The sequence below is a fragment of the Acinetobacter sp. Lyrl_1 genome, assembly GCF_051948795.1.
GTDB lineage: Bacteria > Pseudomonadota > Gammaproteobacteria > Pseudomonadales > Moraxellaceae > Acinetobacter > Acinetobacter towneri.
Map to the genome: position 1 here is coordinate 1 of NZ_JAYJLK010000056.1, position 11,698 is coordinate 11,698.

General features: G+C 39.7%; 13 protein-coding genes. 7 read left to right on the top strand and 6 right to left on the bottom strand.

Annotated elements, in window-relative coordinates; translation table 11 throughout:
- Positions 1–94 precede the first annotated feature (94 nt).
- Complete coding sequence (locus tag VF675_RS12610; RefSeq protein ID WP_440205311.1) at positions 95–799, top strand: LuxR C-terminal-related transcriptional regulator; 705 nt, start codon at positions 95–97, stop codon at positions 797–799.
- A complete protein-coding gene (locus VF675_RS12615; protein WP_440205312.1) occupies positions 796–2,706 on the top strand; it encodes an ATP-binding protein in 1,911 nt (636 codons plus the stop codon). Before VF675_RS12610 ends, VF675_RS12615 begins: the two co-directional genes overlap by 4 nt.
- 33 nt (positions 2,707–2,739) lie before the next feature.
- On the opposite strand, the gene VF675_RS12620 is transcribed toward VF675_RS12615, so the two are convergent.
- The 3 genes from VF675_RS12620 to VF675_RS12630 form a co-directional block, all read right to left on the bottom strand.
- Positions 2,740–3,906 (bottom strand): ribosomal protein uL16 3-hydroxylase, encoded by a 1,167-nt coding sequence (locus VF675_RS12620; protein ID WP_178865734.1) that lies wholly within the window; start codon positions 3,904–3,906, stop codon positions 2,740–2,742.
- Positions 3,907–4,026: 120 nt separating this feature from the next.
- The gene (locus VF675_RS12625) at positions 4,027–4,620 is read right to left on the bottom strand and encodes a Maf family protein (RefSeq protein WP_440205314.1); all 594 of its coding nucleotides are present in this window, start codon (positions 4,618–4,620) and stop codon (positions 4,027–4,029) included.
- Positions 4,621–4,627: 7 nt separating this feature from the next.
- On the bottom strand, positions 4,628–5,011 hold the full coding sequence (locus VF675_RS12630; protein ID WP_136144481.1) for a DUF2237 family protein: 384 nt from the start codon (positions 5,009–5,011) through the stop codon (positions 4,628–4,630).
- Between the two features lie 139 nt (positions 5,012–5,150).
- On the opposite strand from VF675_RS12630, the gene VF675_RS12635 reads away from it, so the two are divergent.
- The 4 genes from VF675_RS12635 (at position 5,151) to VF675_RS12650 (ending at position 9,174) form a co-directional block, all read left to right on the top strand.
- Entirely contained in the window at positions 5,151–6,338 is a 1,188-nt protein-coding gene (locus VF675_RS12635) for a phosphoglycerate kinase (protein ID WP_004973295.1), read from the top strand.
- Positions 6,339–6,478: 140 nt separating this feature from the next.
- A complete protein-coding gene (locus VF675_RS12640; protein WP_131260911.1) occupies positions 6,479–6,751 on the top strand; it encodes a hypothetical protein in 273 nt (90 codons plus the stop codon).
- Between the two features lie 138 nt (positions 6,752–6,889).
- Entirely contained in the window at positions 6,890–7,927 is a 1,038-nt protein-coding gene (fba, locus tag VF675_RS12645; protein ID WP_004973298.1) for a class II fructose-bisphosphate aldolase, read from the top strand.
- Between the two features lie 386 nt (positions 7,928–8,313).
- Positions 8,314–9,174, top strand: coding sequence for a DMT family transporter (locus VF675_RS12650; RefSeq protein ID WP_178865732.1), 861 nt, complete (start codon positions 8,314–8,316; stop codon positions 9,172–9,174).
- On the opposite strand, the gene VF675_RS12655 is transcribed toward VF675_RS12650, so the two are convergent.
- Both VF675_RS12655 and nfsB read right to left on the bottom strand, forming a co-directional pair.
- A complete protein-coding gene (locus VF675_RS12655; protein WP_440205313.1) occupies positions 9,137–9,358 on the bottom strand; it encodes a hypothetical protein in 222 nt (73 codons plus the stop codon). The genes VF675_RS12650 and VF675_RS12655 overlap by 38 nt on opposite strands.
- Positions 9,359–9,473: 115 nt before the next feature.
- The gene (nfsB, locus tag VF675_RS12660) at positions 9,474–10,127 is read right to left on the bottom strand and encodes an oxygen-insensitive NAD(P)H nitroreductase (RefSeq protein ID WP_004973304.1); all 654 of its coding nucleotides are present in this window, start codon (positions 10,125–10,127) and stop codon (positions 9,474–9,476) included.
- 241 nt (positions 10,128–10,368) lie between these two features.
- Between nfsB and hpaI the strand changes: the two genes are divergently transcribed.
- Positions 10,369–11,163: a 4-hydroxy-2-oxoheptanedioate aldolase gene (gene hpaI, locus VF675_RS12665; protein ID WP_004973305.1), complete on the top strand. Its 795-nt coding sequence runs from the start codon at positions 10,369–10,371 to the stop codon at positions 11,161–11,163.
- A 33-nt stretch (positions 11,164–11,196) separates the two neighbouring features.
- Here the strand turns inward: hpaI and VF675_RS12670 are convergent, their stop codons facing one another.
- Positions 11,197–11,658 carry a super-infection exclusion protein B gene (locus VF675_RS12670; RefSeq protein WP_004973307.1) on the bottom strand — a complete coding sequence of 154 codons (462 nt, stop codon included), beginning with the start codon at positions 11,656–11,658 and terminating at the stop codon, positions 11,197–11,199.
- Positions 11,659–11,698: the final 40 nt, after the last annotated feature.

Consider the following 11,698-nt stretch of genomic DNA (forward strand, 5'->3'; position numbering starts at 1 on the left):
AAATAAGCTAAATTTGAAAAACTCCTTAATTCTAGGGATAGTGTTTACATCAAAACGATTGATATATTTACAAACATAATCAAGGGGATGAATGATGGCAGAAATGGAAGCGATATTACCCGTACCGGTTTTAATTGTTGAAGATGAGCCTATTATTCAGTCACGTCTTAGAAAAATTTTGCATGATATTGGCTATCAAGATGACATGCTATTTTTCGTGAGTCATCTTAAAGCTGCAATGACGTGTATAGAAGATCATCCGATTGCTTTAGCTTTAGTCGATTTAGGCTTGCCCGATGGCAATGGTAAAGAACTAATCGAACAATTACATTTTAGAGATCCAAGCGCATTAATTTTGGTGATTTCTGCATGGAGCACCCAAGACAGCTTATTTTCTGCAATTCAAGCAGGTGCAACAGGCTATGTGCTTAAAGAACGTGATGATGCTCAAATTATTATCGCAATACGCAGCATTTTAAGAGGTGGTGCACCGATAGACCCATTTATCGCCCGTGAAATTTTATCGCAAATTTCACATCAAAAAGTACCCGTGCTGACCGAAGATTTATCAGATCGCGCCGATGCTCAAGCATTCAACTCACATTATGAACAGCTCACCAATCGTGAATTAGAAATTTTAAATCTGGTGGCGCAGGGCTTAAGTAACCGTGAAATTGCTGAGCAATTATTTGTGTCGCGTTATACCGTTGAAAGTCATATTAAACATATCTATCGGAAGTTGTCGGTCACTAAACGCACTAAGGCTGTCAGTACCGCTAGAACTTTAGGTCTTTTATGATTCAAAGGCTTTGGCAGTGTGGTTTTGGCGTGTTGTTATTGTTCTGTGCGTGGCAAAGCTATGCGCAGCAAGTAGTGTACCCAATTAATCAGTACTGCAATGTGCATGTACTTTCAATCAGCTCTGCCAAAACAGCATCACATAATAAAAAACCTGAAACGGGTTGGGAAAATGTTCAACTGCCCGACGTTTGGGATGATCGCTGGAAAAATTATAATGGTGGGGCGTGGTACAAAATAGAGTGGGAGTGGTTTTGTGAGCGTGATCATCGTTTAAATCAACCCATCGTTTTTGCACTGAATTTTTTAAATAGTGCAGGGGCAGTTTATCTGAATCAAGATTTACTTTGGGCAAGTCAACATTTAGAAGAGCCTTTGTCAAAAAACTGGAATATGCCACGTTACTGGATTTTACCTATTTCAGGCTTAAAACAAGGTAAAAATCAAATATTGGTCTATGTAAATGGATATGCATTTCAAAATGCGGGTATAGGAAAAATAAGTTTTAATAATGTGCATAACAATATTGAACAGCACCAGCAAAGTATATGGAATAAACGTACTTTATTTGAAATTAATGCGATTTTATCTGCCACTTTAGGCATTTTATGTTTGGTTATTTGGCTGTTTTTACGCCGTGATCAGAGTTTTGGTTGGTTCGCGTTGAGTTGCATGTTCTGGTTATTATTTATTTCTCATTTTTTAACCACAGAAACCTTTCCATACCCAAGTGTATTGGTGGCATCTCAAGCCAATTTAAGCTTTTTTATCCTCTATGTTTTAGCTTTTAGTCTGTATTTAATTAGGTTTGTCAATCAACGCTTGCCAATATTGGAAGAAAGTATTTTTATTCTGAGTTTAGCGGTAATCGTTTGTGTGTTTTTAACACCCTTAGATTATGTCAAACTGGTATTTGGGATTGTCTTTTTAAGTTATGCCAGCTTACTAGTCGTGGTTTATTTTTATTTGGCGTATTTAGCGTATAAATCCCCAAAAACAGAAGTATATCTGCTGCTATTTTGTTTAACCTTGATTGGCTTTTTTGCGGGTGTAGATGTATTTCGTTTAAGTAATGCGGCAACGGCAAGTTTATATCAGCCATTATCACCGTATACCTCGCCAGTAATTACTTTATTTATTGCGATTATTTTAGGCATGCGCCTAAAAAGAAATATTCAAAAAATTGAGAAATTTAATCAAGATTTAGAGCTTAAAGTTTTTGAAGTCAGTAATGATTTAAAACGCAGTATGTCAGAAAAGCATTATTTAGAATTGGAAAATGTGCGTTTGCAAGAGCGGATTCATCTATCGCATGATTTGCATGATGGTTTGGGTGCATCTTTGGTACGTTCCATGATTATGGTCGACCAAAGCGAACAGAACATGAGTAATCAGCAGTTCTTATCTATGCTGAAATTACTGCGTGATGATTTACGTCAAATTATTGATAGTGGTTCTTCCATTGGTTCTAAAGTGCCTGAAAATCCTAAAATTTGGGTTGCGCCAGTACGTCATCGTTTTAGTCAATTGATGGATGAAATGGATATTCATTCCAAGTGGGATTTTCCAAATGAATGGGTGATTGAGCCGAATTCGTTACAGTGCTTAACTTTGATGCGGGTATTAGAAGAAAGTTTAACCAATGTGATTAAACACAGCCAAGCCAAGCATGTATCCGTCAGTATGCAATTTGTACCGCCTAAGCAATTGGTACTTAAAATTCAGGATGATGGTGTAGGTTTTGAAGCCAATAGCGTGCTTGAACATGGCATGAGTATTGGGATGCGCAGTATGAAAATGCGTTTAGAACGGGTTGGAGGGCAATTAAAATTAAATTCGACACCTGGCTATACGTTAATTCAGGCAGTTTTAACTTTAGATCCCGCTTATCTAAATTCCCCAAGATGAATTGATCATCTTGAGGGGGCTGAAACGAATATTTTAAGCGTCTTCAGCAGGTAACAACATTAAAATGGATTCATTGAGCAGTTGTACCAAATCTTCCAAAATATTTGCGTCGTAAAGGTTTTCATCGAGCAGCACGCGTTCACCATTGGCAATTTTTTGCAGCGTAGGGATAGATGCTTCTGCGACACAAATCGCTTCACCATTCGCCCAAAATAAAACTTCATCTAGCTGATTTGCATAAAGTAGGCGAGAGGCGGGTTCCAACATGATTTGATAACCCTGATCTAGCGCATCTTCTAAATCGCCTACACCTATTTCATCTACTTCAGGAATATTTTCAGGATATTTCGGTTCAGACATTAAGCTTAAAATCGCATCATCCAACACCGATGAGTTTTGTAAACGCGCCCACAATTCTGCTTTCAGATAATCCAATTCTGTCGCAGTCATTTCGCCAATTTGGGTACTTTTTTTACGAACAAGGTCTTGTAGTGGCGTGCGTAACATTTCATCGGCAGAGAATTTATCGCTCACTCGATCCATCATTTCACTAATATTCGGCATGCGGAAACCGAACGAGAACGTCAGACAATCATCTTCCGCCACGCCATAATGTGCCAAACCCGGTGGCACATAGAGTAAATCGCCAGGTGCAAGAACTTCATCAAAATTGACCTGCATTTCAGGCAATAATTTTAACGGTTGTCCTGCGACAAATTCAGTTTCAGCATCACACATTTGCCCAAGTTGCCAACGACGATATCCATAGCCTTGTAGCAAAAACACATCGTAGAAATCAAAATGCTGACCTACAGAGCCGCCTTTAGGGGCATAAGACACCATTATGTCATCACGTCGCCATTGCGGAATAAAAGGAAATTTTTTCCAAAGTTCAGCGAGATCAAAAGAGTAATGATCAACGGCTTGTACCAATAGCGTCCACAACTTTGGCATTTTTTGAAAATCAGCCTTAATGAGCGGTGATGATTTCACAGTCCATTGATTTGGATCACGATCTTTTTGTTTGATTAAACGGGCAGTCACATCTTCTTCGAGAGCCAGTTCCATCACGTCACTAGGTTCAAGTAGGTTGGCAATTTCTGGGAGTGCATTGCGTACCAAAAGTGGTTTTTTTTGCCAATATTCACTTAGGAATTGTTCTGCGGTAATTCCGCCCAAAACATCTAAAGGTTGCGACATAAAATAGCCTAAGCAAGTTTTATCAATAATCTCAATATTGTCTGATTTGTCGCTGCAAAGGGCAAGGTGATTTATAGTCTTTATAAATATTCACGGCTGTTAAATTACACAGTTTTAAACTTAAGGAACCTGAATATTCAGCATTCTTAACATGCGGCATAACTGAATCATCGGCAGACCCATCAAGGTAGTTTGGTCATTGCCTTGCATGGCTTCAAACAGACTAATACCTAAACCTTCGCACATAAAACTACCTGCACAGTGTAGCGGTTGTTCCTTTGCAACATATCGTGCAATTTCATTGTCAGTTAAGCTGCGGAATTGAACTGTGTAGTGTTCTACAACCGTTTGTTCAAAGCCTGTAGATTGCTGCTGCACACTCAGCGCAGTGCTGAAATAAACCGTTTGACCTGAATTGGCTTGTAATTGTTGTATAGCTTTTTCTGAAGTGAGCGGTTTACCTATAAAAATATCTGGCTGCTGTTCACGCCATGCCACTTGATCTGAACCAATCACAATTGCATCAGGATATTGCTGCGCAATACAGTGTGCTTTTTCAAAAGCCAAGCGTCGCGCCAAATTATCTGCATGCAATTCACCCTGTGCAGATTCATCAATATCAGGTGAAATTGACTTATACGCCAAATGCAGACGATTCATCAATTGCTGACGAGTTTGACTGCCAGACGCTAAAATAATTTCAGGATGTTGCATCAGATCATCACACCGCATAATCCATCAAAATATCTAAAGGCACATAAGACAATACTGACTGATGACAGGCTTGAATTTTAATTGGTGGTGCTTGACCTGCCTGATAGGCTTCAACCCAACGGGTGACGCAAATACACCAGAAATCACCCGGTTGTAAGCCGTTAAAACCAACTTCTGGTACTGGCGTGATTAAATCATTGCCAATTTTTTGCGAGAAATTTAAAAAATCAGAGGTCATTTGTGCACAAACGGTGTGCTGACCTAAATCGGTTGGGGCGGTATGACAAAAACCGTTACGAAAATATCCAGTAATAGGATCAAAGCAACAACTGGCGAGAGGTTCGCCCAAAACATTTAAACGATTGATATTTGGATCGGGATGAATAGACATAAGTGCGAGAAAGATGGTGGCTTTTCTCTATCATAATCAAAACTTTTGCTTTAAACAGCAATTCTACAAAAGTTGCTAACCTTTTTCTGCATAATCATTTAAAATCGTGGCGTTTTGATATCAATAAAGTGAGCTATACATGAACTTTCAGCGTATGACTGACCTCGATTTAGCAGGTAAGCGTGTCCTTATTCGTGAAGATTTAAACGTACCTGTTAAAAATGGTGTGATCACCAGCGATGCACGTTTACGTGCGGCATTGCCAACGATTCAAGCTGCTGTTGCCAAAGGTGCAGCAGTGATGGTGTATTCTCACTTAGGTCGTCCTGTTGAAGGTGAGCCAAAAGCTGAACAATCTTTAGCACCTGTAGCTGCGTATTTAACCCAAGCATTAGGTCAAGATGTTCAACTGATCACTGACTATTTAGATGGTGTAGACGTTGCTCCTGGTCAAGTCGTTTTATTGGAAAACTGCCGTTTTAACCACGGTGAAAAGAAAAACAACCCAGAACTTGCCGCTAAATATGCAGCATTGTGTGATGTATTTGTGATGGATGCATTTGGTACCGCGCACCGTGCAGAAGCCTCTACTGAAGGCGTTGCACGTTTAGCACCAGTGGCAGCAGCAGGCCCATTATTGGCTGCGGAATTAGATGCTTTGGGTCGTGCCTTAAAAACACCTGAAAAACCAATGGTGGCGATTGTTGCAGGTTCTAAAGTATCGACTAAGTTAGATGTATTGACTTCATTGTCTGATATTTGCGATCAATTAATTGTAGGCGGTGGTATTGCCAATACTTTCCTTGCTGCAGCAGGCTATAACGTGGGCAAATCATTATGTGAAAATGATTTGATTGACACTGCCAAAGCAATTGCCGCAAAAGTTTCTGTACCACTGCCAACCGATGTTGTAGTTGCAGATGCCGCTGAAATTAATTTTGAAGATTTCTTGGGTTCATTGGCAGCAGCGAAAGCAACTGTGAAAAAAGTTGAAGATGTTGCAGACAACGATATGATTTTAGACGTAGGCCCAGAAACTGCAAAAGCATTTGCTGAAATTTTAAAAACTTCAAAAACAATTCTTTGGAATGGCCCAGTGGGTGTATTTGAAGTTGATCAATTTGGTGAAGGTACGAAAGCACTTTCATTGGCGATTGCAGAATCTGCAGGTTTCTCTATTGCAGGCGGTGGTGACACTTTAGCTGCAATTGACAAGTATGAAGTTGCAGACAAAATCGGCTATATCTCTACAGGTGGAGGTGCATTCCTTGAATTTGTAGAAGGTAAAACCTTACCTGCAGTTGCGGTATTATTAGAACGCGCTTAAATCTAGAAAATTTATCAATAATTTTTAAAAAGGTTGACTTCGGTCAACTTTTTTATATTTATGTCATGCCGTAGTCATCAAAATGTCATAAATATGCAATAAACTGTAGTAAATGAATGACCTAACTGTAGGAAATGACGATGATTCAAAAACTAACACTTGCTGCTTTAATTGCTGCATCTTTAGCCTTGACTGCTTGTGCAAAAAAAGAAAGCGCACCTGCGACTGAAACTGATGCATCTTCTGCAGTTGTAGATAACGCTCAAGTTACACCAGAACAACAAGCTGCAATCGACGCAATTGACCAACCAATCTTGGATGAAGGCAACACCGATATTCCTGAAGACGTTGCAAATGCACCTGCTGACGTTGCGACTGCAGACACAGAAGTTGCTGCTTCTGAAGCGCAATGAGTGCTGAAAAACGACAAATTGTAGTAATTTGTTTAAAAGTCCCTGCTTTTGCAGGGACTTTTTTTTGAAAAAGGTGATTTGTTGCTGAATTGAAACAAATCACAGGGTAGAATAACCAACATTATTTGGGAGGATATTATGGCTCTTATTTCATTGCGCCAGCTCTTGGATCATGCCGGTGAACATGCTTACGGCGTTCCAGCGTTTAACGTCAACAACTTAGAACAAATGCGCGCAATTATGTTAGCCGCAGATGCAACCAATTCACCTGTAATTGTTCAAGCTTCGGCAGGTGCGCGTAAATATGCAGGTGCGCCATTCTTGCGTCACCTGATTTTGGCTGCAATTGAAGAGTGGCCACATATTCCAGTGGTTATGCACCAAGACCATGGTACAAGTCCTGATGTATGTCAGCGTTCGATCCAACTAGGCTTTTCATCAGTAATGATGGATGGTTCTTTGGGTGAAGATGGTAAAACACCAACGTCGTATGAATACAACGTCGAAGTGACGCGTCGTACTGTGCAAATGGCGCATGCGTGTGGTGTATCGGTTGAAGGTGAGATTGGCTGTTTAGGTAGTCTTGAAACAGGTATGGCAGGTGAAGAAGATGGCGTGGGCGCAGAAGGCGTACTTGACCACTCTCAATTGTTAACATCTGTTGAAGAAGCACGTAGCTTCGTTGCAGATACTAATGTGGATGCTTTAGCGATTGCTGTTGGTACTTCGCACGGTGCATACAAGTTTACTCGTCCACCTACAGGCGATATTCTTGCAATTGACCGTATTAAAGAAATTCATGCTGCGTTGCCAAATACACACCTTGTAATGCACGGCTCTAGCTCTGTACCACAAGAATGGTTGGCGGTGATTAACCAATACGGCGGTGACATCAAAGAAACTTATGGTGTACCTGTTGAGCAATTGGTTGAAGCAATTAAGCATGGTGTGCGTAAAATCAACATCGATACAGATTTACGTTTAGCTTCTACTGGTGCAATGCGCCGTATGATGGCAGAACAACCAAGCGAATTTGACCCACGTAAATTCTTCGCAAAAACTGTAGATGCAATGAAACAAATTTGTATAGACCGTTATGAAGCATTTGGTACTGCAGGTAATGCAGACAAAATTCGCCCAATTTCTTTAGAGAAAATGGTTGAACGCTATAAGTAATTCTTAATTTGATTAAGAACTCGAAAGCCCACAGTCCTTGTGGGCTTTTTACTGATGAATCCGCAACTTCCAATCAAGAACAAAAAAGAGGGTCTGTTGGCACTTCATAAATGGCTTGCGCTGTAGGCTAAAACTGAGCAGATCAGGCATGAAACGCAGGGAATAGCGAGACTATTGCCAAGTTTCATAACGCAATCTGAGAAAGTTTTAGCCACAGCCTTTCAGGACAAGCATATTTTTTGCTGCTATTGCGTTATGAGTCAGCTATTTAGAATGACTAAACTTCCTGCCTCATGCCTTATATCAGCTAAAAAATATGCGCAGTCGCAAACATAGACGAATTGTCAACAGACCCTAATAATTGAAAAGCAATCTTCGAGCGTGTCATGGAACTGATTGTAGCCGCAGCCTTTTGTAGTGTACTGGTCTCTATTTTATTAAAAGTCTGCAAAACGCAGGGTTTTAACCCCATGCAGATGATTACATGGAATTATGTCAGTGCCAGTGTGTTGTGTTTTTACTGGTTTAAACCCAACTTGGGCACGATCTCAATCCAACATACGCCGTGGTGGCTCATTATTAGTTTGGGTGTGTTGTTGCCCAGTGTCTTTTTAGCATTAGCAAAATCGTTGGACAGCGCAGGTATTTTAAAAACTGAAATTGCACAGCGTTTGTCAGTGGTTTTGTCTTTAGCAGCCGCTTATTTTATTTTTCAGGAAAATTTTAGCCAACTGAAAATTGTGGGAATCGCACTTGGGATTATCGCAGTCTTATGTATTTTGTATTCGCATCGTGCTGCAGGGCAGTCTGCTAAAGCGCAACAAGGCATCTTATATTTGAGCTGTGTTTGGCTGGGTTATGCACTGATTGATGTTTTGCTTAAATACAGCACAGGTTTAGGACTGCAATTTGCAGTTGCGCTGAATTTGATGTTTGTATGTGCTTTTGTTTTGGCGATGGCTTATATCTTAATCCGCGATAAAAGCATGGGCAGTATGCAAAATATCAGTGCAGGTTTAATTTTGGGTGCACTGAATTTTGCCAATATTGCCTTGTATGTCAAAGCTCACATGCTGCTCAAAGACAGCCCTGCAGTGGTATTTGCAGGGATGAATATTTTAGTGGTGCTATTTGGCGTGATCAGTGGAGTATTGTTCTTTAAAGAAAAGCTGAAAAGCACGACCACTATTGGGCTAGGCTTGGCATTGCTTAGCGTGCTTTGCCTCGCTTATGCCATGACGGTTTAAGATAACTCAACATAAAGCGAAAAGGATGTCGCAATAAATCTGCAGTTTCTGCAAGACCATGCAGCATTGTGGTTCTATCGCAGATCGGGCAGCGCAGGGTTGGATAGCTTGGTTTGGCTTGATATAAATACAGTTTTTTACAACGTCGGCATTCTAGTTTTAGCGGCATTAAATTGAGCATCATACACCTCATTTTTATTTTTGATAGAGATTGAGTACAGATTGCAAATATAGATAAAGCAAAATTCAGACCAAAAAATAGGGACAAATTTTGTCCCTAGTGTTATCGCATGTTTGTTTTACAGTTGCGTGAAAATCTCGCGTTTATCAAGGCGTGATTTTGGCAGTTTGGCATTAAAATCTTGTTCACTACGATAGCCTAAACACAATAAAACCGAAGGAATCAGTCCTTGCTCAGTTAGTTGCAGTTCTTGAGTTAAAATTGCTTCATCAAAACCACCAATTGGCGTTGCGTCAATTCCTTCAATGCCTGCAGCCAAAAGCATTTGTCCGAGTGCAATAAAGGTTTGATTTTCTGCCCAACGCTGAATATCGCCTTTTTCATTGCGGTAGTAATCGACATAACCTGTGCGGCTGTCTTTCTGACCTTGTTTAGCGGCTTCATCTTTAAAGCGTCCACTAGCAGCATCCTGATTAAGCAGGTTTTCTAAATGTAATTCGCTAATGTCAGCTTTGGTGCAAAATAAAATGGTATGCGAAGCATCTAAAACTTTAGGGGCGTTATAGGCGTACTTTCCAACTAAAGCTTTAGCAATACGTTGTTTGGCTTCAGGGCGATCTGCAATAAAAAAATGCCACGGCTGAATATTAATGGAAGATGGTGCTAAACGCAGAATTTCTAATAAACGCTCAAATTGTTCTGCAGGAATAGTGCGACTCGCATCATAGGCTTTGGTCGTATAACGAGTTTGTGCAACGTTGAGCAAATCCATGAATCATCTCCATTTAAAGACTATATTTGGGGCAGGTGTGCGCCAAAAGCTTAACATGCCTCGCTATGCTAACGGAATGAATCCATGTGCTATTTATGCGGTTAAGATGAGATGAGCACGACATAAACATCTTTAAACTTAGTGTTAAATTCAATCATGCAAGACGTTTTCACTATTGGTTGTTTATAGCAAATAGGCGTTAAATATAAACTTGAGCATGGTGCATCCCAAAGGTGTATGGATGGAATATATCAATTATTTTAAGCGTAAATTAAAAACTCAGCAGCAAATTGGCTTATGGGTAGGTTTAGCAGATGCGTATGGCACTGAAATTGCCGCCAATGCAGGCTATGACTGGCTTTTAATTGATGGGGAACATGCACCGAGTGATTTAAGAACCACTTTGTCACAATTACAAAGTATTGCGGCTTATCCCTCTCAAGCGGTGGTGCGCCCGCCGATTGGCAGTGTGCAACTCATTAAACAACTGTTGGATATTGGCGTACAAACTTTGCTGATTCCTATGGTTGAAAGCGTTGAACACGCTGAGTTGATGGTCAAAGCGGTACGTTATCCACCTGAAGGTATTCGCGGCGTAGGCGCAGCTTTAGCACGTGCAACTCGCTGGAACAGTATTCCAAATTATTACGCGACAGCGCATGAAAATATTTGTTTGCTCATTCAAATTGAATCGGTCACAGGTTTAGAAAATCTGGATGCTATTTTACAAGTCGATGGGATTGATGGGGTGTTTATTGGTGCGGTGGATTTATCTGCCACGATGGGTTATGAAGGCAATCCGAACCATCCAGAAGTACAAGCCGCTGTGGTCGATGCGATTCAACGGATTCGTGCAGCAGGCAAAGCAGCAGGGATTTTATCGACCCAACATGAAGTGACACAAAAGTATTTGGATTTAGGCACAGAATTTGTGGCAGTTGGGGTAGATACCAGTGTGTTGATGACTTCGCTGCGTGAGTTGTTGGCTAAATATAAAGCAGATGCCGAAGTCATTCAGTTTGAAGGCGGGTACTAAAATATAAAAGTCCAATATTTATTGGGTATTTCTTCAATATAAACTATTTGGATTTTGTAGAAGATGTTTTGATAGAGTGGGTTCTATTCTAAAAATTTTTTTATTTCCTTCTGTTTTACCTGTATTAAAAATAAATTTAATTGTTTCTAGCCAAACTACTGCTTGATCATTTGGATTTAATGCTTTTTCTTGAACTTTGTCATTCATAAATAAAGATAAGATGTTTTTCTCTTCATAAGAAAGCTTTGTTAGTTTATTGATTAATTCTTTATTTTTATTTGAAAAAGAAAACTCCTGATCCTTCTTAGCTTTGATCATTGATAATAAATCATATAGCATGAGTGAGATACTAAATAAGAAAATGATCAATAGAAAAGTGAAATTTTTTTGAACAAAAGACGATAAGTGTTCATCTAAATTAATAGCAGCTACAAAAAATATTAATAGCATAAAAATGGAAAATACAGCATTTATTTTTTGAACGTTGAATTTCATATTATAAATTTTTAAAACTAAGTTATTGAAATATTAATAT